The sequence below is a fragment of the Nakamurella flavida genome (genome assembly GCF_030811475.1).
Classification (GTDB): domain Bacteria; phylum Actinomycetota; class Actinomycetes; order Mycobacteriales; family Nakamurellaceae; genus Nakamurella; species Nakamurella flavida.
Window position 1 is genome coordinate 2,194,790 of sequence record NZ_JAUSQV010000001.1, and the last position, 21,735, is coordinate 2,216,524.

The following is a 21,735-nucleotide window of genomic DNA, read 5'->3' on the forward strand; positions in this document are numbered from 1 at the left end:
CTGAGAAGACGGGCGGGGTCATCCTTTGACCCCGCCGGCGGCCAGCCCACCCACGAGGTGGCGCTGGAAGAGCAGGAAGACGGCGACGATCGGGATCGTGGTGAGGGTGGCCATCGCGAACAGGCCGCTGTAGTCCGCGGTGAACTGCTCGATGAACGAGGCCAGACCGGTGGACAGCACCCGCTTGTCGCTGTCCTTGATGAGGATGAAGGCGAACAGGTACTCGTTCCAGGCACTGACCATGGCCAGCGTCGCCGCAGCCGCGATCCCGGGCCGGGCCAGCGGCAGCACGATGCGGAACAGCACCCCCAGGTGGGTACAGCCGTCGATCCTGGCCGCCTCCCCCAGTTCCTCCGGGATGGAGAGGAAGTAGCCCCGCAGGAACCACACGACGAAGGGGAGGTTCGTGGTGCTGTAGGCCAGGATCAGACCGAGGTAGGAGTTGGTCAGGTTCAGGTTGACCAGCACCACGAACAGTGGGATGACCAGCAGGACCCCGGGGAAGAGCTGGACGATCAGCAGGGTCATGCCGAAGGCCCGCCGCCCCACGAACTTCAGCCGGGCCAGGGCGTAGGCGCCGGTGATGCCGAAGATGATCACCAGAACGGTGGTGGCCGTCGAGACCAGCAGAGTGTTGAAGAACTGCTGGACGAAGGGCGTGCTGGGTGAGGTCAGCACCCGCCCGAAGTTCCCGAGGGTCAACGAGCTGGGCAGGATGCTGGGATCGGTCGAGAAGGCATCCTTCGTCGGGGTGAGTGCGGTGCGGATCATCCACAGGAACGGGAACAGGCAGACCAGCACCGTGATGGCCAGGGTGAGGAACACGATGGTGGATTCCAGCCAGGACGGCTCGTCCAGGCCACGTCGACGTCGTCGAGCCGGCCGCGGCACGTTCCGTGTCACCTGTACCGCCTCACCGGTCATCAGGGGACTCGTCATGATTGCTTGAGCTCTCGGTAGTAGGAACGCAGGAACGGCAACGCCGCCAGCAGGATGACCAGGAACATGAAGACGGCGGCGGCCGATCCGTAGCCCAGATCACCGGCGTTGAAGGCGATGTTGTACGTCGCGACCGGGATGACGTCGGTGGCCTTGGACGGTCCCCCCTGGGTCATGATCCAGGGGATGGGGAAGTAGTGGAAAGCGTTGATGGCAGCCAGAAGAATGGCGATGGAGGACACCGGACGCAGCATCGGCAGCGTGATGGAGAAGAACTGCCGCCACTTGCCGGCCCCGTCCACGCTGGCCGACTCGTACAGCTCCTTGGGGATGGACTGCAGACCGGCCAGCAGCATGACGAACTGGAACGGGAAGCTCTTCCACACCATGACGACGATAAGCGAGAGCAGCGCCCAGGTCTGATCCAGCCACGTCGGCGGGTTGTCGACCCCGACGTCGTTGAGCATCGAGTTGATGATGCCGAACTGGTCGTTGTACATCCACGCCCAGACCAGTGCAGCGACGAACGCCGGCACCGCCCACGGGATGATGATCGCGGCCCTGACCAGGCCTCGTCCACGCATCGGCCGGTTGAGCAGCACGGCCAGGCCCAACCCGATGACGTAGGAGAACAAGACGGACAGACCCACGAAGACCGCGGAGATCCACAGGGAATGCCACACCGCCGGGTCCGACAGCAGCGCCTGGTAGTTGTCCAGGCCGATGAACTGCGGAGAGGGGTTGCGGAGCTTGTTGTCCTGGAACGAGATCTGGACCGCCTGGATGAGCGGGAAGATGCAGACCAGGACGACGGCGGCGGCGGTGGGCAGGACCAGGATCCAGCCGATGCGCCGATCGACGAACGCGGCGACACGGCTGGAGGCCGGAACTGTCGAACTGGCCCGGTCGAGCGTGCCGGTACTCACGCCGGCGCCGACGCCGGGAGGACCGGCGCTGACGAGGCGAGAGCTTCGTGGCCGATGTCGATGAGCACCTGCAGACGGCGCAGGTGCTCGGGGGACGGTCCGACCAGCGGTTCGCGGACGGGGCCGAAACCCGGGTTGCCCAGGCGGAGTGCAGCCTTGACCAGGGCGACGGCGTAGCCGGGCACCTCGTCCCGGAGCTGCCCCAGCGGTCGGAAGAAGGTGGCGAGCAGGTACTCGGCGCGACCGGCGTCCCCGGCCACCAGTGCATCACGGAAGGCGACGGCCATCTCCGGGAAGAAGGCGAACACGGCGGATGAATAGCTGCGGGCACCCAGGGCCTGATAGTCGATCTGGGTGAGTTCGGCCGTCGGCAGCCCGTTGCAGAAGACCCATCGATCCCCCAGTTCGTCGACCAGCTCGCGCATCTGCCGCAGGTCCCCCAGCCCGTCCTTGAACGCGATCACTCCGGGAACATCAGCCAGCGCACGGCAGGTGTCGAGGTCGAAGCGGACCTGGTTGCGCTGGTAGAGCACGACCGGCAGATCGGTGCACTCGGCCAACCGGCTGTAGTACTCCACCCAGCCCTGCTGAGGGGCCTCGTTCAGGTAGGGCGGCAGGATCAACAGGCCGCCGGCTCCTGCTTCCTGCGCCGCGACCGCCTGGGCCGTGGCTGATCCCAGCCCCCCACCGACGCCGGCGAAGACGGGGGTCGTCCCGCAGCTCTGCACGGCCGTCTCCACGACGCGCCTGTGCTCACCCATCGAGAGGGACGCGAGCTCGCCGGTGCCGCAGGCTGCGAACACCGCCGGCGGATCGAACCGCAGTCCGCTCTGCAGATGCTCGGCGAGCAGATCGTGATCGACGGTGCCGTCCGATCGGAACGGAGTGACCGGGAAGAACAACATCTCCCGGAGCGCAGCCGTCACGGGCTGCGGGGAACCTGGCGACAGCGATGTCAAGGAGGATTCTCCAGTTCTCATATGCGAACTCTTCGGTGAGACGCTGGAAGGAAAATTAGGTGATCTTCGGCGTCTGCGCAAGGGCTGTCAGCGCCGACTACTCGTCGCGCCGTGAAGTTGCGTGACTGGCTGCGTTTGCTACGTTCACATCCATGAACTCTTCCGATTCGTCACCCCCACGGAGGACCGCCTCGTCCGAACCGTCGGTCAAATCTGCGGACCGGACCGTCGCGGTCGTCGAACTGGTCGCGGCCGAGGCCGACGGGGTGACGTTCTCGGAGATCCAGCACCGCCTGGAACTGCCCAAGAGCAGCCTTCACGCCCTGCTGGCGACGTTGGTCCAGCGATCCTGGCTGCAGATGGACGCGGCCCACCGTTACCGCGTCGGACGGCAGCTGCAGATGATCGCCGCGGCCGGGCATCGCGACGACGACTCAGTGGTCGACGCGGCCGTGGATCTGCTGGAAGGCGCCCGGGACGAGCTCGGCGAGACGGTCCATCTCGCCACCCTGGTGGACACCGACATCCTCTATCTGGCGTCGCGCTACTCCCGTCATGCCCTGGGTGTGCGCTTCCACTCCGGGCGCCGGCTCCCGGTGTACGCGACCGGCCTCGGCAAGGCCATCCTGTCGAGCCTGGACCCGGCGGACGTGCCGCACCACCTGCCCGTGACGTTGACCCCGCTGACCGAGCACACCATCGTCGAGCCCGCGTTGCTGGACGCCGAGCTGACCAGGATCCGACAGCAGCAGTACGCCGTCGATCGGGAAGAGGGCACTCCTGGACTGTGCTGCGTAGCCGTTTCCTTCTCGGCGCAGGGCCGCAACTACGGCCTCAGCTGCTCGAAGCCCACAGCTCGTTGGACCGCCGGCGAGGAGGTGCGGACCGCGGAGCTGCTCACGCAGGTTGCACGAACCATCGTTCGACGGCTGCGGTGACCTCCCCTGCCCCAGCCGGATCCGGCCGAGGATCAGGGGCGGGTGCGCACGCACCCCCGCCGCCGGACCGGACGGGGTGACGATCCGATTCGTCTCACGACTTCCAGAACACACGCCGCCCAGGGCAGGACCAGCGCACGCTGCGGCGGCCTGGCCCGGATCCGCGCCGCTCGTCCCGCCTGAGAGAGCGCTCGGGTGCACGCTCCCCCGGACAGCAGAATGCCGCCCTGCACGTCCGAGGAGGTGCAGGGCGGCAGGGACTGCCGGTTCGATCCGGAGATCAGACCTGGGTCGACTCCGTGGCCGTCCCGGACGACCGCTGGTGCGCGGCGTAGGCCGCCACCCCGGCCGCGCCGAGCAGGGCCGCTCCGCCGACGGCGAGCAGACCGCTGTTGTCGGACGACGTGGTGCTGCCACCACCGGTGTCGGGTGCACCGACCGGCATGGGGCCGGCCATCTGCGTCAGGAAGGGGGTGACCGCGGCCAGCACGGTGGCCTTGTCGATCGGCGTCTCGTACGCACCCTTGTAGACCCCACCCTCAGCAGGCAGACCCAACAGCACCGCGACGACCGCGGCATGCCGCGCCTCGACCCCGAAGATCCCCGCCGCAGCCTGCAGGATGGCCTTGTCCTTGATGAACCCGGCCGCCCCCAGATACGCACCCACACCCACGTTCTCGAACGTCACCGACGTCGTCAGATACGACGTCCGGGAATCGAACGCACCCCCGAAATCCACCCCCGGAGCCGACACCGGAGTGCCACCCAGAGACGTGATCGTGTCGGTCAACGCCGTGACGTGGAACTCCTCATCGGCCTGGATCTGCTTGAGGTAATCAGCCTCCACACCCGAGACCAGACCGGCCTTGTTGCCCTGCACGTAGAACGCCGCCTCCAGGTACTCCAACGTCAACGCGTAGTTCAGGACATCGATGTCGGTCGCGAAATCACCCGGCGCCGCGTAGGCCCACCGGTTGTTCAACGCCCCCAACGCCACCGACGCCGGAACCGACGCCATCTCGCCCCGCACGAACTCTGCACGCTTGCTCATGATGATCTTCTCTCCCGCTCAGGCGATCAGCGGCTTGACGGCGGCCAGGACGGTGTCCATCGAGGCGTTCTTCTCGATCGGGTTCGGGAACGGGTTCGTCCCCAACAGCGAAGCGACCACCGCGGCATGCCGCGACTCGACCCCCGCGATCGACGCCGCCGCAGCCAGCACCTCCAGCGACTGGATCAACGGCACCTGCCCGTGATACGCCGTCACACCCAGCTCCTCGAACGCCGACGCGTTCTTCAGGAACGAGTCCCGCGAGTCGAACGTCCCCGCCGGATACGTGATATTCGGCTTCGCCACCGGCGTCCCACCGAACGAGGACACCGCCGCCGTCACCGCAGCCACGTGCTGCTTCTCGTGATCACCGATCGGCGTGACCAACTCCAACTCGCGGTCGGTCAGCAACCCCGCCTGCAGGCCCATCGCGTAGAAATCGGCCTCCAGATACTCCAGAGTCAACGCGTAGTTCAGGATGTCCACATCCGTGGCCGCCAGCCCCGCCTCACGACGCGCCTTGGTCACCGCACCCGCAGACGGGGCGCCGAGCAGGCCACCGGCGACGAAACCGGCACCCACCCCCACCATCCCCGCGTACTTCAGGAAACTCCGACGCTGCAGCCCAGTGCTGAACTCCAGCACCGGCTTGCCGCCGAACACCTCGTTCGATCCCATCAGCTCACTCCTTCATCGGGTGGCGCAGGTGCGGCCCATGTGGCCGTCGTCCTGGGGTTCGGTGAGCGCGGTCGCCCGGATGGGTCCGTTCGCGAGGAATCTGACCGGATTTCCGGTGCGTCTCCCAGGTCGGCTGGCGCTCCGCGCCAGGACCTCGGCCGGGCGCAGATCCGCCGGTCTCACTCCACCCGGACGTCGGCAGGGCGCTTGTCCGGCCGCAGCCCGCGCCAGCTGGACGCCCGCAGATGCCCGTCGTGCGTCCACTCCACGAAGCGGACCTCGCCGACCAGCTCGGGGCGCACCCACACCGCATCCCGGGCCTCGGGGCGGCTGACTCCGTCCACCGGGGCCCGGTCGGCCTTCAGCGGGGTCAGTCGCGTCAGCAGGTCGTCCAGGATGGCCTCGGTGAACCCGGTGCCGACCTTGCCGGCGTACCGCAGCGTCCCGTCGTCGTCCGCGACGGCCAGCAGCAACGATCCGATGCCGCCGGCGCGGCGCCCGTTCCCGGGCTTCCACCCGACGACGACGACCTCCTGCATCCGTTGGTTCTTCAGCTTCACCCAGGTCCCCGCGCGCTTGCCCGGCAGATACGTCGAGGATGCCTTCTTGGCGAGGATCCCCTCCCACCCGCGGCGGCGACTGTCGGCCAGAGCCTGCTCGGGATCGCCGTCCAGGCGTGCCGGGGTCCGCCAGTGCTCGTCGTCCAGGTGCAGGGCCTCGAGCAGGGTGCGTCGATCGTCGAGGGTCTTGCGCAGCAGCGACACCCCGTTCAGGTGCAGGACGTCGAACGCCAGGAAGACCACCGGCACGGTGCCGGCCAGCCGGGCGACGTCGGCGGCGCGGCTGGTGTTCATCCGCTGCTGCAGCAGGCCGAAGTCACTGCGCCCCTCGAGGTCTCCCCCGCGGTGGGTGGCGCCGTTGGCGAAGGCGACGATCTCCCCGTCCAGCACCACGGTCAACCCGGCCAGGGCGTCGGCGAGCCCGGCCAGCTCGGGATAGCCGGCGGTGATGTCCCGGCCGGTACGGCTGCGGATGGTGAGCCCCCCGTCGTCGACGGAGACCAGGGCACGGATGCCGTCCCACTTGCCCTCCAGCCGCCAGGTGGTGGCCGGGTCGAGGTCGGTCAGGGTTCCGGGGCCGGCCAGCATCGGGGACAGATCGGTGGGGGCCCGGCCGGTCGCGGCGTCGGCGGCAGCGTCGGTGTCGTCCCCGGCGGTGTCCTGCTGCGCTGCGCGGGCCGGCGGCGGCGCGGGCGAACGGCGGGGACGGGCGGGCGCCGCCGCGGCAGCGGCCTTGGCCGGGCTCTGATCGGCCATCCGGTGCACCAACCAGTTCTTGCCGTTCGTCCGGATCAACGCGAAGCGACCGGCCACCCGCCGCCCGGTCAGCACCACGATGACCTCGTCGTCCCGCCACTTCTCGGTGACATAGGTTCCGGCATCCCAGATCTCGACGTGACCCCCGCCGTACTCCCCGGCCGGGATGTCGCCGGCAAACGCGGCGTAGTCCATCGGGTGATCCTCGGTGTGCACGGCCAGCCGGTTGCCCTTGGTGTCGGTGGGCAGGTTCTTGGGGACGGCCCAGGAGACGAGGACGCCGCCGCGTTCCAGTCGGAAGTCGTAGTGCAGCCGACTGGCGTGGTGCTCCTGGATGACGAACGTGTCGTCGGCACCGTGCGGCAGTTCCGCCGGCCCCGGCACCGGCTCGGGGGTCCGGTCGGGAGATCGCATGGACCGGTAGGTGGCCAGCTTGTCCGGGCCCGGGGGCGTACCGCCGGTGGTCACCCGGGGTCGGTCGGCGTCCTCCAGCCCGGCCATCGGGTCGACGTCCTGCGCGTCACCCGGGGTCGGGTCGCCCGCGATGCGATCGAGGACCTCCGCCAGCTCCAGATGGGCCAGACCGGACCGGCCCAGCTCCTCCCACGTCCGGGGGACGGCGACCGTGGGCCGCTCCCGACCGCGCAGCGACCACGGCGCAATGGTCGTCTTGTTCCCGTTGTTCTGCGACCAGTCGATGAACACCTTTCCCGGGCGCAGCGCCTTGCTCATCCGGGAGACCACCAGGGCGGGAAGGTCCCGTTCGACCGCCTCGGCCAGCTCCCGGGCCTGGTCCGACGCCTGCGCGGAGGTCAACGACCCGTCCAGGGCGAGATAGAGGTGGATGCCCTTGGACCCACTGGTCACCGGGATCATCGGCAGGTCGATCCCGCCGCCGGCCAACCGTTCCCGGACGGCGAACGCCACCTCCACGCACACGTCGAGGCCGACGCCGGGCCCCGGGTCGAGGTCGAAGACCAGCCGGTCGGGGTTCTGCGGAACATCGCCGGAGTCGAAACGCCATTGCGGGACGTGGATCTCCAGCGCGGCGTTCTGGGCCATCCAGGCCAGGGTCGCCGGGTTGTCGACCACCGGGTACACGTTCGGGCCCGACGAGTGCTCGATGCTGACCCGGCGGACCCACGCCGGCGTCGCGGCGTCCACGTTCTTCTGGAAGAACGGCTCGGACCGGACCCCGTTCGGCCACCGCTTGCGGGTGCAGGGCCGCCCCGCGGTGTGCGGGACCATCAGATGCGCGACGGCGGCGTAGTAGCCGATGACCTCGGCCTTGGTGGTACCCGCGTCCGGGTACAGCACCTTCCCCAGGTTGGTCAGGGTGAAACGGTGTCCGTCCAGGTCGACCAGGGTGCTGTCGCCCGTGCCGCCGCTCGCCTTCCCCCCGGCGCGCGCACGTCCGGTGCCTGCTGGGGCCACCCCCGTACCCCCTCGCCAAAGCCGTGCCGGCCGTCCATCATGGGTCGATGCGCTCCATCTGGAAAGGCTCCCTGGCGTTCGGCCTGGTCAACGTCCCGATCAAGGTCTACACGGCCACCGAGGACAACGACATCCGCTTCCACCAGGTCCACGCAGCCGACGGCGGCCGGATCCGCTACCAGCGGGTCTGCGAGGTGTGCGGGGAGAAGGTGGAGTTCGCCGAGATCGACAAGGCCTACCAGGCCGAGGACGGCCGCACCGTCATCCTCACCGACGAGGACTTCCAGCAGCTCCCGGTGAGCCAGAGCCGCGAGATCGAGGTGTCCAGCTTCGTTCCCGCCGACCAGATCGACCCGGTGCTGTTCGACAAGAGCTACTACCTCGAGCCCGCGTCCAAGTCGACCAAGGCGTACGTGTTGCTGCAGCGCACCCTGGAGAGCACCGACCGCATCGCCATCGTGCACTTCGCCCTGCGCCAGAAGACCCGGCTGGCCGCGCTCCGCGTGCGCGACGACGTGCTCGTCGTGCAGACGCTGCTCTGGCCCGACGAGGTGCGCGCCGCCCACTTCGCCTCCCTCGACGAGGACGTGGACATCAAGCCGGCCGAGCTGAAGATGGCCGCCACCCTGGTCGACAGCTTCGCCGACGACTTCCGCCCCGAGGACTACACCGACACCTACCGGGCCGAGCTCGAGCAGCTGATTGACGCGAAACTCGAGGGAGGGGAAGCGTTCCCGGCCCAGGAGACCGAATCCTCCGACGAGGACGCGGAGGTGGTCGATCTGCTCGCCGCACTGCGGAGGAGCGTGCAGCGACACAAGGGCGGCGCCCAGGCGGACGAGTCGGGCGAGAGCACGGACACCGCCGACACGAAGGCGGCAGCGAAGGACGACGACGAGGCGCCGGTCAAGCCGACGCGACGCCGCACCCCCGCGGCGAAGAAGGACACCGCCGAGAAGGACGCGGCCCCGGCCAAGCCCGCTCGCAAGCCGGCGGCGAAGAAAGCCGCCACCAAGGCAGACCCGGACGCCCAAGAGGGCGAGACCGCACCACGTCGGCGGCGCACCGCGTCGTGATCGCGTCCGCCGGCCCCGCGGTGCCGGCGGACGTCTTCCGCCTGCAGCCCGCGCTGCACGGCATCGACGTCACCCTGGTGCCGCTCACCGAGGCCGTGCTGGACGACTACCTGCTCGGCCTGGCCGATCCGGAGGTCACCCGGCTCACCGGGAGCAGCGCCGAGTTCGCGCCGGAGGCGGTACGGCGCTGGCTGGCCACCCGCGCCGACCAGCACGACCGGGCCGACTGGGCCGTGCTGCGGCGCACCGACAGCGCCTTCCTCGGCGAGGCCGTGCTCAACGAGCTGGACCCGGAGAACGCGTCGGTGAACTTCCGGATCTGGCTGAGCGGCCCGTCGGTCGGACGCGGCTACGGCACCCAGGCCACCGCACTGGTCCGCGACCACGCCTTCGCGGTCGGCCTGCACCGCATCGCCCTCACCGTCTTCGCCTTCAACCCCCGGGCGCGACGGGTCTACGAGAAGTGCGGGTTCGTGGTGGAGGGCCGCCGCCGGGACGTCCTGTGGGCCGACGGCGCCTGGCACGACGAGCTGGTCATGTCCGTGCTGGTCGGCGATCGGAAGCAGGAGCACTGATGGTGCACATCGAGATGCACGCCGACGATGAGCGGCGGTTCCTGCTCCGGGCCGACGACGGACAGGGACCGCTGGTCGACATCACCGACCTGACCCACCCGCGGCCCGTCGACATGGACTCCCTCGGGCTGACGAAGACGCTGCGGACCCGCCTTCGGGACTGGTCCACCACATCTCTCTCCGACCGGGACACCCGGTGGCAGATGGCCGGCGGGAGCGTGGCATCCGACCTCGAGGACGAGCTGGACGGCCCTGCCGTCCACTACGCACGCGGGCGGGACGATCCGTCGGCCCCGGCACCGCAGCGTCCACCCGGCGGCGGCCGGACCTCTGTGTTCTCGGACCCGCCCGCCCCGTCGGCTGCCTATTCCAGCTCGCTGACGATCACCTTCGGCGCTCCCTCACCGGAGCCGCCGCAGGTGCTGGCCACCCATGAGGACGACGCCGACCTGGCCGAGCTGCGACGTCGGGTGGTCGAGCCGGTGATCCGCAGTCTGCTCACCGACGACGAGTACCGCTCCACCCGCGTCTACTGGCAGAGCGACGCACCCGATGCGATGCGGGTCGACGTGGTGGCGGCGGAGGACGCATCGATCGGCGGCTGGCTCACCTGGACCGCCCTCGGGAATCAGACCGTCGAGCAGATCGCCGCCAAGTTCGCCTCCGACATGGAGGACTGGGTGTGCGAGACCCGGTTCGGCTGGGGCCAGCAGCGCCGGGCGGTCTACGTCATCCCGCCGCCGCTCCGCTGACCGATACTCCAGGTATGACCACACTGACCGGGCTGCCGGAGGCCCTGCAGTGGCTGCGTGATTCCGTCGCGGCGGCGCCGCTCGGCCTGGCCACCACCGGTCGCGATGAGGCCGCCCGCACCGCTCGCGCGGTGGTCGACCAGGTCGACGACTACCTCCTCCCCCGCCTGCGCGACCTGGACGCCCCGCTGCTGGCCGTCGTCGGTGGGTCCACCGGCGCCGGGAAGTCCACGCTGGTCAACAGCGTGCTCGGCGCCCGGGTGACCACGCCGGGCGTGCTCCGGCCGACGACGCGATCGCCGGTGCTCGTCTGCTCGGCCGCCGACGTGGGGTGGTTCTCCGGTGACCGGGTGCTCCCCGGGCTGGCCCGCACCACCGGCGAGGGCGACACCCTGAACGGCATCACGCTGGTCCCCACCGACGCCCTCCCACCGGGCCTGGCCCTGGTCGACGCCCCGGACGTCGACTCGGTCGTCGAGGCCAACCGCACGCTCGCCGGCCAGCTGCTGGGGGCCGCGGACCTGTGGATCTTCGTGACCACGGCGGCCCGGTACGCCGACGCCGTCCCCTGGGACCTGCTGCGGACCGCACAGGAGCGCGGCACCGCCCTGGCCGTCGTCCTGGACCGGGTGCCGGCCGAGGCGGTCGGCGAGGTGGCCGACGACCTCGCCGCGATGCTGCGGCGCGGCGGGCTGGGCGCGGCCCGACTGTTCGTCGTCGAGGAACGACCGCTGATCGACGGATTCCTGCCCGCGGAGCAGGTGGCGCCGTTGCGGAACTGGTTGCACGCGCTCTCCGCCGACCAGGAGCAACGGGCTGCCGTCGTCCGGCAGACGCTGGCGGGCGCACTGGAGAGCCTGCGCGGTCGGGTCGACGTGGTCGTCGTCGGTGTCGAGGAGCAGGTGGTCGCCGCCCGGGCACTGCACGCCGCGGCGGACACCGCCTACGCCCGGGCCCGCGCCGCGGTCGACGAGGGCGTGGGCAACGGCAGCCTGCTGCGCGGGGAGGTGCTCGCCCGCTGGCAGGAGTTCGTGGGCACCGGGGAGTGGATGCGCAGCCTGCAGGGGCAGGTCGGTCGGCTCCGCGACCGGGTGACCGCGGCCTTCACCGGCCGACCGAACCCGGCGGCGGACCTGCAGGGCGCGGTGGAGTCCGGCGTGGAGCAGCTGCTGCGGGCCGAGGCCGAGCGGGCCGCGGAGGACACCGTCGTCGCCTGGCGCTCGCTGCCCGGCGGCATCGCGCTGATCGGGGGCCGGGAGACCGAGCTGGACGGTGTCTCCCCCGCCTTCGCCGGGCTGGCCGCGACGAGGTGCGGGACTGGCAGGGCTTCGTGCTCGAGCTCGTCCGCAAGGAGGGCGCGGGCAAGCGGTCCCGGGCCCGGCTGATGTCCTGGGGCGTCAACGGCGCCGGCGCGGCGCTGATGATCGCCGTCTTCGCCTCCACCGCAGGGCTCTCCGGCGCCGAGGTGGTCATCGCCGGCGGCACCACCCGCCGGGCAGCGACTGCTGGAGGCGGTCTTCGGGGACAACGCCGTCCGCGCGCTCGCGACGCGGGCCCGGGCCGACCTCGACGCCCGCGCCGACCGGGTGCTGCGCAGGGAGCAGGACCGGTTCACCGAGCTGCTCGCGGACGTCGCACCCACCGCGGACGCCGCCGCCGACCTGCGCGCCGCGGTCGCCGGTCTGTCCGCCGCCCAGGGAGGTCGGGCATGAGGACGGGCCGGGATCGACGCGCGGAGCTCCCGATGAGCGATCGACTCGCCGCGCTGAGGGAGGCGGTGGAGGTCGCGCAGGACAGGCTCGAGGTCCCCGAGGTGGCCCGGGCCCGCACCCTGCTGGCCAAGGCCGGCGCCCGCGAGGCCCTCGGCGACGCGACCGTCGTGGCGCTCGCCGGGGCGACCGGCAGCGGCAAGTCCACCCTGTTCAACGCGCTGTGCGGGAGCGAGGTGAGCACCCCGGGCGTCCGCCGGCCGACCACCGGGGTCGCGCACGCCGGCGTGTGGGGCGAGCACGGCGCCGACCGGTTGCTGGACTGGCTGCAGGTGCCACGCCGGCACCGGTTCGAGCCGGCCGAGCCCGCGCTGGACGGTCTGGTGCTGCTCGACCTGCCCGACCACGACAGCATCCGGCTGGAGAACCGGCTCGAGGTCGACCGCCTGGTCGACCTGGTCGACGTGCTGGTCTGGGTGCTCGACCCGCAGAAGTACGCCGACGCCGCGGTGCACTCGCGGTACCTGGCGCCGCTGGCCGGGCACGCGGGGGTGCTGGTCGTCGTCCTCAACCAGGTCGACCGACTGGACGACGCGTCGGCCCGGGCGTGCCTGGCCGACCTGCGCGGGCTGCTCGACCGGGAGGGGCTGGCCGCGACGCCGATCCTCCCCACCGCGGCCCGCACCGGGGCCGGGCTCCCCGAGCTGCGCGCCGAGCTTGCCTCCCGGGTGGCCGCCCGGCGGGCGGCCACCGACCGACTGGCCGCGGACGCCCGGTCCGTCGCGGCCGCACTGGCTGAACACTGCGCGCCGGACACCGCCGGTGACCGCAACCCGGGCCGCGACGACCGGGAGCTGGCGGCCGCGCTCGCGAACGCCGCCGGGGTGCCCGCTGTCGTCAGCGCGGTCGAGCGCTCGGCCCGGCGCCGGGGCAACCAGCACACCGGCTGGCCGCTGCTCCGCTGGACCGCGAAGCTCCGGGCCGACCCGCTGGGTCGGTTGCACCTGGGCGACGAGGCGGCCCGGAGCTCGCTGCCCGAGGCCGGCGCGGTGCAGACCGCCGGCGTGGACTCGGCCCTGCGCCGGGCCCGCGACGCCGCCGGCGAGGGACTGCCCCAGGCCTGGCGGGACGAGCTGCGGCGCACCGCGGACCTGTCGAAGGACCGGCTGGCCGACCGGCTGGACCGCGCGGTCGCCGGCACCGATCTCGGGCCGGACCGCACGCCGATCTGGCAGCGGGCGCTCGGTGGCCTGCAGTGGCTCCTCACGCTGGCGGCGCTGGCCGGGGCGCTGTGGCTGCTCGCGCTCGTCGGGCTGGGCCTGCTGCAGTTGGCGGACGTCGTCCCGCTGCCCCGGGTGCAGGGCATCCCGGTCCCCACCCTGCTCCTGGTCGGCGGGCTGCTCGCCGGCCTGCTGCTGGCGCTGGTGAGCACACCGCTGGTGCAGGCCGGGGCACGCAGGCGGGCCGGGCAGGTGCGTCGGCGGCTGACCGACCGGGTGGCCGAGGTGGCCGACACCGAGGTACTCGCACCGCTCCGGCAGGCCCGCGCCGACCACGACCGGTTCTGCGCCGCGGTCGCGACGGCGGGCAGCTGATCCGCGACACAGGGGAGGTCTGCGGTGGGTGGACGGGGCGCCGCACGGAGCCACCCCGACGTGCTTCCCGACGCCGGTGGGAGACTCCGCCGGATGGACGCGCGGGACCGGGTGCAGGCGTGGCGGCCGAGGGTGCACGGGGTCGCCGAGGTGCTGCACGCCCAGTGGCGTGACCACGCCTACCCCGCGCACACCCACGACACCTGGACCCTGCTGCTGGTCGACGACGGCCTGATCGGCTACCACCTGGATCGCCAGGGACATGCCGCTCTCCCGCGAGCCGGGGTGACGGTGCTCCCGCCGCACGTCGTGCACGACGGCCGGCCGACGACGACGCGAGGGTTCCGCAAGCGGGTGATCTACCTCGACGGGGACGTCTTCCCCACCTCGCTCACCGGCTCGGCGGTCGACGGGCCGCTCATCCCAGACGCCGGACTCCTCCGGGAGTCCTCCTCGTTGGACCGGGCCCTGGTGCGCGGCGACGACCTGGAGGCCGAGAGCCGGCTGGCGCTGGTGGTCGAACGGGTGGCCTGGCACCTGACCGGTCGCCCCGACGGCACGCTCGCGCAACCGCCGGCCCTGGTGGCCCGTCGCGCCCGGGAGATCCTGGACGCCGACCCGGGCGGCATCGCCGGGATCGCCGCCGTGGCCGGGGTCGTCGGGGTGAGCACGGCCCATCTGGTGCGGTCCTTCACCCGCAGCTACGGCATCCCCCCGCACCGCTACCTGGTGGGTCGGCGGCTGGATCTGGCCCGACGTCGACTGCTCGCCGGCGACGCACCCGTCGACGTGGCGGCGGAGACCGGGTTCTACGACCAGGCACACCTGAGCCGCCACTTCACCCGGTTGCTGGCCACCACCCCGGGCCGCTACCGACGCGGGGCCTGCTGACCTCCGTGGCACCGGTGACGCCGGGGACCGCGCCCGGCAGGACGGCGACCGGCAGGACATCGAACGGCAGGACATCAAGGACGTCCAAGACGGCGGCGCCCGGCATGGCCTGCACTGGACGGGTGACCACCGATCCCCTCGTCCCCCCGTTCACCGACAAGGTCGCCGTCGCGGTGCGCCACGACCTGGCGACCTGGCAACGCCTCAACGTGACCGCGTTCCTGATCAGCGCGGTCACCGCTGCCCATCCCGAACTGGTGGGCGCGGACTACCAGGACGCCGACGGGCAGCGGTACCTGCGCATGCTGGGGATCCCCGTCCTCGTGTTCGAGGCGAGCGGACAGACCCTGGCCGCCGCCCGCTCCCGGGCGGTGGGCCGGGAGTTCCCGCTCGCGGTCTACACGCGGGACATGTTCGCCACCGGTCACGATGCCGACAACCGGGCCGCCGTGCACGCGGTGGCCGGCGCCGACCTCGAGCTGGTCGGGATCGGTCTGCACGGCGCCAGGAACGCCGTCGACAAGATCCTCAAGGGCGCCCACCTCCACCGATGAGGCGACCGGCACCCCGGTGGCCGACGGGGCGGCAGCGCCCACCGGTGGTCCCCACCGATGAGTCCACCGCACTGCGCCGGTCCACCTGCCCTGGACCCATACAGACCCACACATCCGGGAGGGCACCCCGTGCGCACGCTGACCTACGCCATGAACCTGAGCGTGGACGGCTACATCACCGCGCCCGGCGGCGACCTCGACTGGAGCGCACCGAGCGACGAGCTGTTCCGGTTCTGGTCCGACCGCGTGGCGGCCACCGGCCTCTCGCTGTACGGGCGGCGGCTGTGGGAGGAGATGAGCTCCCACTGGCCGACCGCCGACCAGCAGCCCGGGGCCACACCGGCGGAGATCCAGTTCGCCCACCGCTGGCGGGACATGCCGAAGGTGGTGTTCTCCTCGACGATCAGCGCGGTCCAGGGCGCCCGGCTCGTCACCCGTGACGCCGTCGCCGAGATCGCCCGACTCAAGGCCGAGGACGGCGGCCCGATGGACGTGGCCGGCGCCGGCCTCGCCGCGACGGCCATGCGGGCCGGGCTGATCGACGAGTACGTCACCGTCACCCACCCGGTCCTGGTGGGCGGCGGCACGCCCTTCTTCGCGACGCTGGACGACCGGGTGGATCTCGATCTCGTCGAGACGAGGACCTTCCCCGGAGGTGTGGTCCTGCACCGGTACGGAAACAGGCCCTGACGACCGGCCGCCCCCGGCGCCGCCGGTCGATGGCCCGTCCGCCCGTGTCACCCCGGCACCCGATCCGATTCTGCATACCCCCCGTGGGTATCCTCACGGGGTCGGGAGGATACCGCCCCGGAGCGACCACCCCAGGAGGACACGTTGAGCCGCGCACCCCGCACCGTGCTGACCACCCTCGCTCTGACGGGTGTCCTCGCCCTGGCCGCCTGCAGCGGTACCGACACGACCGCTTCGACGAGCAGCACCACGGCTGCCGCTCCGGGCAGCGCGGCACCCGCGACGTCGGACCCCGCCGATGCCCCCGCCAACGGTGACACCGCCGAGGCCGCGCAGGATCCGTTGTCGCACAACGATGCCGACGTGGCCTTCGCCCGGGCGATGGTCGTCCACCATCAGGAAGCGGTCGCGATGGCCGACCTCGTGCAGGGCCGCACGACGAACCCCGCCGTTCTCGACCTCGCCGGACGGATCCGGGCGGCGCAGGCCCCGGAGATCGACGTCATGAACGGCTGGCTCGCCACCTGGGGTGCCGCCGCCGGCTCCACGGACACCGACACGGCCACGGACACGGCCGGTGGCGAGATGACCGGCATGGACCACAGCGGCATGGACATGGGCGGGACGGACACCACAGGGACCGCCACCAGTGAGGTCGCCACCGACGGTGGCGGGATGTCCGGGATGGCCGGGATGGCCGGGATGATGACGCCCGAGCAGATGGCGGAGCTGACCGCCGCCACCGGCGCGGACTTCGACGCGCGCTGGCTGGAACTGATGATCGCCCACCACCGGGGAGCGGTGACGATGGCCGGCGTCGAGCTGGAGTCGGGGGTCGATTCAGACGCCCTGGAGCTGGCGCGGACCATCGCCGAGACGCAGGCGACCGAGATCGGGGAGATGGAGCAGCTGCAGAACGCGGGCTGAGTCGCACCCGACCGGTCCGGCTCCCACCGGGGGCGGCTCGAGCCGAATTGTCAGGTCCAGCGCTCCACCACCCGCCCGGCGCTCCGCCCGAGAACGGCGTAAGGTCACGGAAGGGTTGAGATTCCAGCCCCCGCGCCGCCCGTCTCGGCGCCCTCTCCCGCCACGGTCGCCATCCTGTTCGGCTCACATTCCCACGCAGCCAACATGTTTCGGCCCCGTGGAAACCGGGAACCCGCTCAGAGACCGACCTTGTCGATCGTCGCCCCCGCGCGATCGACCGGTCCCCTTCTTCGTCGCTCCGACCACGTGAGCGGCGTCCTGCCTGTCGAACGAGGAGCATTCATGAAGTCTCGCAACACCGTCATCCGCAGCATGCACGACGTCGGCCTGGCCGCCTGGTTCGGCGGTTCGCTGATGGGCGCCGTCGGCCTCAACGGTGGCGCCAACTCCGTCGACGACGCCACCCAGCGTCCCGTCGTCGCGTCCGCCGGATGGGCCCGCTGGGCCCCGGTGAACGCCGCCGCGATCGGCATCCACGCCATCGGCGGCGTCGGCCTCATCCTCGCCAACAAGGGTCGCATCGCCGAGCAGAAGGGCGCCGGCTCCAACACCGCCGTCAAGGCCGCACTGACCGGTGTCGCGCTGGCCGCCACCGCCTGGAGCGGCCTCCAGGGCGCCAAGGTCGGCAAGGCCGGCGCGTTCCCGACCGAGGGTTCCGTCGTGCCGTCCGCTGCCACGCCCGCCGATGTCGCCTCGGCCCAGAAGCAGCTCCGCATCGCGCAGTGGGTCATCCCCGCCGCCACCGGCGTGCTCATCGTGCTCGGCGCCCAGCAGGGCGAGCAGCAGAAGCCTGCCCAGCTCCTCGCCGGCCTGCTGAAGGGCTGACCGTCGGGCTCCGGCCCGATGTGCACCACCGCTCCAGCGCCAGCAGCTCGATCCCGCACCGTCCCCCAGCTCGAGGAGACCGCCCGTGTACTTCCACGTGCAGCGACTGATCAACGACATCGAAGCCGACGAGCCGGATCCGGCCGCGGCGAACGCGCTCCAGGAGGGCCTGGGCGGGCAGTTCGGCGAGATGCGCACGATGATGCAGTACCTGTTCCAGTCGATGAACTTCCGCGGGCCGGCGGGCAAGCCCTACCGTGACCTCATCCAGGGCATCGGCACCGAGGAGATCAGCCACGTCGAGCTGATCGGCACCACGATCTCCCGGCTGCTGGACGGTTCTCCGCGCTACAACGGCGAGAAGACCGACCCGCTGGACACTCCGGGAGCCGGTGGGGCGACCCCGCTGAACCTGGCGCTGGACCAGGGCAACATCCACCACTACCTGGTGGCCGCGCAGGGCGCTCTGCCCGTCGACTCCGCGGGTAATCCGTGGAGCGGGAGCTACGTCTACAACTCCGGCAATCTCGTGCTCGACCTGCTGTACAACCTGATGCTGGAGGCCACCGGCCGCCTGCAGAAGTGCCGCATCTACGAGATGACCAACAACAAGACGGCGCGTTCGACCATCGCGTACCTGATCGTGCGCGATCAGGCCCACGAGAACGGATACGCCAAGGCGCTCGAGTCGCTCGGGGTCAACTGGAACACCCTCCTGCCGATCCCCAAGACCAACGCCGAGCGGTTCCCGGAGGTCAAGAAGTTGACCGACCTGGGCCTGCAGAGCAAGCAGTACACGTTCGACCTGGCCGCGCAGTCCGAGGCCGGCCGGATCTTCCAGGGCATGTCGCCGTCCAAGGACGGCACGAACCTGGTCGCCGACGAGCAGGCGCCGCAGGGCGTGCCGTCGACCATCGCCGAGGAGCGCTTCGAGGAGTTCTCCCCGGGGCTGGACGCCGATCTGCTCGCCCTCATCCAGGCCAGCGCGGAGATCGAGATGGCCGAGGTCAGCCAGACCTACGGGCCGGTGGCACCCACCAGCTGATCCGGCTCCCCGCACCACCCGGCGCCCGGTCGTCGTGTCCTCGCGGACGCGGCGGCCGGGCGTTCGGCATCCCCCGGGCGAGATCCGGACGGGGTCAGCGCAACTCCAGCGGCTGCGCCGTGGACTCGAGCACCGACAACCACAGATCGCCGTCGGGGGCGACCTCGTTGCGCTCGGCGACGACCACCGCGATGGGGACGTGCACGAAGCGGTTGTGCCGGCGGCCGACCACCATGTCGGTGCGTCCGGCCATACCGGCGTGCACCGCGGCCTGGGCCAGCCGCACGCAGTACACCGAATCGTGCGCTGGCCGGGATCGACCGGATCTGGTAGCCCGGATCCAGGTACTTGAGTGTGAGTTCCTCATCCCTGGCGGCGAAGTCGTCGGTGATCGCCCGCTGCAGGAACCGCCCGATGTCGCCCAGTCCGGCGTTCCCGGACGCGTCCGCCGCCCGCTCCGCCTGCACCAGCGACTGTCCCGCCCCCTCGGCGACCACCACCACGGCATGGCCACGGTCGGCGACCTTGCGCCGCAGGGCGGCCAGCAGACCGTTCTCCCCGGCCAGCCCGAACGGCACCTCCGGGACGAGGACGAAATCGGCGTCGTGGTTGGCCAGCGCCGCGTAGCAGGCGATGAACCCGGAGTGCCGCCCCATCAGCCGGACCAGACCCACCCCGTTGACCGCGGCCTGCGCCTCCACCCGAGCCGCGGTGATCGCCCTCGCTGCCTCGGTGAACGCGGTCTGGAAGCCGAAACTCTGCCCGATGTAGGGGATGTCGTTGTCGATGGTCTTCGGGATGCCGATCACCGCGATGGGGAGGTCCCGTGCCCGGAGAACCCCGGCGATCCCGGACGCGCCGCGCATCGACCCGTCCCCGCCGACCACGAACAGGATGTCGATGCCCAGCTCGACGAGTCGGTCGACCATCACCTCCGGGTCCTGGGCGCCGCGGGAGCTGCCCAGGATCGTCCCGCCCTGCTCGTGGATCTTCTCCACCCCGGCCGGGGTCAGGGTGAGCGGCGTGTGCCCGAGCGCCGGCACCAGCCCGGCGAACCCGTGGCGGAACCCGGTGACCTGGGCGACGCCGTAGTGGTTGCACAGCTCCTGGACCAGACCGTGCAGCACGTCGTTCAGGCCGGGGCACAACCCGCCGCAGGTGACCACGGCGACCCGGGTGGCACCGGGGGCGAAGAACAGCCGTCGGCGCGGCCCGCCCGGTTCCAGACTCGGCACCTCGTCCAGCGGCAGTCCGTGGGCGATGAGCAGGGACAGGGTGTCGTCCATCAGGACACGGTCGTCCTCGTCCACGTAGTGCTCGTTGGTGCGGCGGCCGCCGATGTACCTGGCCAGCGGGGAGTCGTGGGTGCACTCGCCGAGCCGCCGTACCTGCAGGTCACCGAGGGTGGGCATCGGGCCAGGGTGGACCCGGGCCGTGACTGCCGCGTGTCCGCGGGGTCACCAGTGCGTGATCGGGATCAGCCGGCGCGGCGGGGCCGCCAGCTGCGGCGCACGGCCTGCACGTCCCGGGTGAGCGAGGTGCCCACCAGGACGCCGAGCGCGATGGCGAACACGGAGATCGCGGTGGCCACCACGTACCCGGCGCCCAGCCCGTTGGCCAGTTCGGAGACCCCGCGGAAACCCAGGGCGCCGGGCACGAGCAGCCAGAACGCGGGCAGCATCATCACCGCGGCCGGCGGGCTGTAGGGGATCCGGGACAGAGCCTGGGTCAACGGCACCAGGACGAGTCCGCCGACGAACCCGGAGAGCTGCGCGGTGAGCAGCACCGACCCCAGCGCCTGGGCGCCGTAGGCGGCGACCAGCGCCACCCACAGGAACACCAGCGACCCGCGCGGCGCGGAGGAGAACAGCAGGTACCCGACGCCGACGACGAGCACCCCGACCCACGGCGCCCAGGCACCGAGCCGGTCGATCGGACCGGCCGCGGGCACGGTGACCAGGCTGAGCCCGACGAAGACACCGAAGGTGAGCAGCAGGAGCTGGGAGACCCCCCAGACCAGCCGACTCGCCCCGGACACCATCTGCCCGGTGGCCAGCTCGATGGTGGCGATGGTCAGCGTGGCGCCGGGCAGGAAGCTGACCAGCGCCGGGGTGGCCAGGCGCAGCGGGTCGTCACCGACCAGCGGGACCACGAGCAGCACCGTGAGCACGGTGACCAGCAGGGCCGCCACCACGGGCAACGCCACCGACAGGGTCGGCCAGCGCGCGGCGACCAGCCGGAGCAACCCGACGAACAGGCCGAGCGCGATGTAGGCGGGCAGGGCGTCGAGCTCGGGGTTCAGCAGCAGTCCGAAGCCCAGGCTCAGCAGCGTCTGCCCGATCACGCCGACCCAGACGCCGAACCGGGGTGGCGCGGCCAGGATCTGCTCGAGCTGCGACAGCCCCTGCGCCGGGCTGATCCCGGCCCGCTGCAGGACGACCACCAGGTCCTCGATGCCGGCGATCTGGTCCAGCCGGAGCGCGGTGGTCGGCGCCGCCGCGAGGTCGACCTCGTCGCGGCCGATCCGGAAGAGGATGCCGGTCGGCAGCACCAGCACCTGGGCGTCGACGTCGTACGCGGCGGCGATGTCCTCCAGCGTGGTGGTGATCGTGGACGCCGACTCGGTGCTGTTGAGCAGGGCGACCCCCAGGGCACGCAGCAGCAGGACGAGCTCACGCGGCGGCGGCACCTGCTCGCGGCTCAGCCGCGGCAACGGCTGGGTGTCCTCCGGGCCCAGGGCCCGCACCGTCTCGGCCACCTGGTCGCGCCACCGGCCGACCCATTCGCCGGCCACC

General features: G+C 71.5%; 20 protein-coding genes and 1 pseudogene. 13 read left to right on the forward strand and 8 right to left on the reverse strand.

Annotation, left to right across the window (positions count from 1 at the left end; genetic code table 11):
- Nucleotides 1-18 precede the first annotated feature (18 nt).
- From J2S58_RS09855 to J2S58_RS09865, 3 genes are read right to left on the reverse strand one after another with little or no spacing between them, the layout of a single operon-like run.
- On the reverse strand, nucleotides 19-939 hold the full coding sequence (locus J2S58_RS09855) for a carbohydrate ABC transporter permease (RefSeq protein ID WP_205258064.1): 921 nt from the start codon (nucleotides 937-939) through the stop codon (nucleotides 19-21).
- Nucleotides 936-1,865 carry a carbohydrate ABC transporter permease gene (locus J2S58_RS09860; RefSeq protein WP_205258063.1) on the reverse strand — a complete coding sequence of 310 codons (930 nt, stop codon included), beginning with the start codon at nucleotides 1,863-1,865 and terminating at the stop codon, nucleotides 936-938. The genes J2S58_RS09855 and J2S58_RS09860 overlap by 4 nt, the downstream gene beginning before the upstream one ends.
- Nucleotides 1,862-2,791: a 5-dehydro-4-deoxyglucarate dehydratase gene (locus J2S58_RS09865; RefSeq protein WP_205258062.1), complete on the reverse strand. Its 930-nt coding sequence runs from the start codon at nucleotides 2,789-2,791 to the stop codon at nucleotides 1,862-1,864. The genes J2S58_RS09860 and J2S58_RS09865 overlap by 4 nt, the downstream gene beginning before the upstream one ends.
- A gap of 185 nt (nucleotides 2,792-2,976) precedes the next feature.
- Here J2S58_RS09865 and J2S58_RS09870 point away from each other — a divergent pair, with 185 nt between their 5' ends.
- Nucleotides 2,977-3,762, forward strand: coding sequence for an IclR family transcriptional regulator (locus J2S58_RS09870; RefSeq protein ID WP_205258061.1), 786 nt, complete (start codon nucleotides 2,977-2,979; stop codon nucleotides 3,760-3,762).
- 280 nt (nucleotides 3,763-4,042) lie between these two features.
- On the opposite strand, the gene J2S58_RS09875 is transcribed toward J2S58_RS09870, so the two are convergent.
- The 3 genes from J2S58_RS09875 to J2S58_RS09885 form a co-directional block, all read right to left on the reverse strand.
- Nucleotides 4,043-4,813 (reverse strand): ferritin-like domain-containing protein, encoded by a 771-nt coding sequence (locus J2S58_RS09875; protein ID WP_205258060.1) that lies wholly within the window; start codon nucleotides 4,811-4,813, stop codon nucleotides 4,043-4,045.
- Between the two features lie 18 nt (nucleotides 4,814-4,831).
- Nucleotides 4,832-5,491 carry a ferritin-like domain-containing protein gene (locus J2S58_RS09880; RefSeq protein ID WP_205258059.1) on the reverse strand — a complete coding sequence of 220 codons (660 nt, stop codon included), beginning with the start codon at nucleotides 5,489-5,491 and terminating at the stop codon, nucleotides 4,832-4,834.
- Nucleotides 5,492-5,670: 179 nt separating this feature from the next.
- On the reverse strand, nucleotides 5,671-8,241 hold the full coding sequence (locus tag J2S58_RS09885; protein WP_205258058.1) for an ATP-dependent DNA ligase: 2,571 nt from the start codon (nucleotides 8,239-8,241) through the stop codon (nucleotides 5,671-5,673).
- 47 nt (nucleotides 8,242-8,288) lie between these two features.
- Here J2S58_RS09885 and ku point away from each other — a divergent pair, with 47 nt between their 5' ends.
- The 12 genes from ku to J2S58_RS09945 all read left to right on the forward strand — a co-directional run bounded on the left by ku (nucleotide 8,289) and on the right by J2S58_RS09945 (nucleotide 18,940).
- A complete protein-coding gene (gene ku, locus J2S58_RS09890) occupies nucleotides 8,289-9,317 on the forward strand; it encodes a non-homologous end joining protein Ku (protein WP_205258057.1) in 1,029 nt (342 codons plus the stop codon).
- A complete protein-coding gene (locus J2S58_RS09895; protein WP_205258056.1) occupies nucleotides 9,314-9,892 on the forward strand; it encodes a GNAT family N-acetyltransferase in 579 nt (192 codons plus the stop codon). Before ku ends, J2S58_RS09895 begins: the two co-directional genes overlap by 4 nt.
- Nucleotides 9,892-10,644: a hypothetical protein gene (locus J2S58_RS09900; RefSeq protein WP_205258055.1), complete on the forward strand. Its 753-nt coding sequence runs from the start codon at nucleotides 9,892-9,894 to the stop codon at nucleotides 10,642-10,644. The genes J2S58_RS09895 and J2S58_RS09900 overlap by 1 nt, the downstream gene beginning before the upstream one ends.
- A 14-nt stretch (nucleotides 10,645-10,658) precedes the next feature.
- Nucleotides 10,659-12,029 carry a GTPase family protein gene (locus J2S58_RS09905; RefSeq protein WP_205258054.1) on the forward strand — a complete coding sequence of 457 codons (1,371 nt, stop codon included), beginning with the start codon at nucleotides 10,659-10,661 and terminating at the stop codon, nucleotides 12,027-12,029.
- Nucleotides 12,030-12,230: 201 nt separating this feature from the next.
- Nucleotides 12,231-12,356 carry a hypothetical protein gene (locus J2S58_RS09910; RefSeq protein WP_275889533.1) on the forward strand — a complete coding sequence of 42 codons (126 nt, stop codon included), beginning with the start codon at nucleotides 12,231-12,233 and terminating at the stop codon, nucleotides 12,354-12,356.
- A 32-nt stretch (nucleotides 12,357-12,388) separates the two neighbouring features.
- Complete coding sequence (locus J2S58_RS19200) at nucleotides 12,389-13,948, forward strand: GTPase (RefSeq protein WP_205258053.1); 1,560 nt, start codon at nucleotides 12,389-12,391, stop codon at nucleotides 13,946-13,948.
- Nucleotides 13,949-14,041: 93 nt separating this feature from the next.
- Nucleotides 14,042-14,839, forward strand: a complete 798-nt coding sequence (locus J2S58_RS09920; RefSeq protein ID WP_205258052.1) for a helix-turn-helix transcriptional regulator — start codon at nucleotides 14,042-14,044, stop codon at nucleotides 14,837-14,839.
- A gap of 122 nt (nucleotides 14,840-14,961) precedes the next feature.
- Complete coding sequence (locus J2S58_RS09925; protein WP_205258051.1) at nucleotides 14,962-15,393, forward strand: DUF2000 domain-containing protein; 432 nt, start codon at nucleotides 14,962-14,964, stop codon at nucleotides 15,391-15,393.
- A 129-nt stretch (nucleotides 15,394-15,522) separates the two neighbouring features.
- Nucleotides 15,523-16,083 carry a dihydrofolate reductase family protein gene (locus J2S58_RS09930; protein WP_205258050.1) on the forward strand — a complete coding sequence of 187 codons (561 nt, stop codon included), beginning with the start codon at nucleotides 15,523-15,525 and terminating at the stop codon, nucleotides 16,081-16,083.
- A gap of 144 nt (nucleotides 16,084-16,227) precedes the next feature.
- Nucleotides 16,228-17,010 (forward strand): DUF305 domain-containing protein, encoded by a 783-nt coding sequence (locus J2S58_RS09935; RefSeq protein ID WP_205258049.1) that lies wholly within the window; start codon nucleotides 16,228-16,230, stop codon nucleotides 17,008-17,010.
- Between the two features lie 342 nt (nucleotides 17,011-17,352).
- Nucleotides 17,353-17,895, forward strand: coding sequence for a hypothetical protein (locus tag J2S58_RS09940; RefSeq protein ID WP_205258048.1), 543 nt, complete (start codon nucleotides 17,353-17,355; stop codon nucleotides 17,893-17,895).
- Between the two features lie 85 nt (nucleotides 17,896-17,980).
- A complete protein-coding gene (locus J2S58_RS09945; protein ID WP_205258047.1) occupies nucleotides 17,981-18,940 on the forward strand; it encodes a manganese catalase family protein in 960 nt (319 codons plus the stop codon).
- Nucleotides 18,941-19,034: 94 nt separating this feature from the next.
- Here J2S58_RS09945 and J2S58_RS09950 read toward each other — a convergent pair.
- Nucleotides 19,035-20,352 (reverse strand): annotated as a pseudogene (locus J2S58_RS09950) (ATP-dependent 6-phosphofructokinase).
- A gap of 65 nt (nucleotides 20,353-20,417) precedes the next feature.
- Nucleotides 20,418-21,734, reverse strand: coding sequence for a threonine/serine exporter family protein (locus J2S58_RS09955; protein WP_205258045.1), 1,317 nt, complete (start codon nucleotides 21,732-21,734; stop codon nucleotides 20,418-20,420).
- Between the last annotated feature and the right edge of the window lies 1 nt (nucleotide 21,735).

What these genes read in the sequence shown, in the direction of transcription:
- J2S58_RS09855 (WP_205258064.1), bottom strand. Translation starts at nt 939, where the DNA reads ATGACGAGTCCCCTGATGACCGGTGAGGCGGTACAGGTGACACGGAAC.
- J2S58_RS09870 (WP_205258061.1), top strand. Translation starts at nt 2,977, where the DNA reads ATGAACTCTTCCGATTCGTCACCCCCACGGAGGACCGCCTCGTCCGAA.
- J2S58_RS09875 (WP_205258060.1), bottom strand. Translation starts at nt 4,813, where the DNA reads ATGAGCAAGCGTGCAGAGTTCGTGCGGGGCGAGATGGCGTCGGTTCCG.
- J2S58_RS09880 (WP_205258059.1), bottom strand. Translation starts at nt 5,491, where the DNA reads ATGGGATCGAACGAGGTGTTCGGCGGCAAGCCGGTGCTGGAGTTCAGC.
- ku (WP_205258057.1), top strand. Translation starts at nt 8,289, where the DNA reads ATGCGCTCCATCTGGAAAGGCTCCCTGGCGTTCGGCCTGGTCAACGTC.
- J2S58_RS09900 (WP_205258055.1), top strand. Translation starts at nt 9,892, where the DNA reads ATGGTGCACATCGAGATGCACGCCGACGATGAGCGGCGGTTCCTGCTC.
- J2S58_RS09905 (WP_205258054.1), top strand. Translation starts at nt 10,659, where the DNA reads ATGACCACACTGACCGGGCTGCCGGAGGCCCTGCAGTGGCTGCGTGAT.
- J2S58_RS19200 (WP_205258053.1), top strand. Translation starts at nt 12,389, where the DNA reads ATGAGCGATCGACTCGCCGCGCTGAGGGAGGCGGTGGAGGTCGCGCAG.
- J2S58_RS09920 (WP_205258052.1), top strand. Translation starts at nt 14,042, where the DNA reads ATGGACGCGCGGGACCGGGTGCAGGCGTGGCGGCCGAGGGTGCACGGG.
- J2S58_RS09940 (WP_205258048.1), top strand. Translation starts at nt 17,353, where the DNA reads ATGAAGTCTCGCAACACCGTCATCCGCAGCATGCACGACGTCGGCCTG.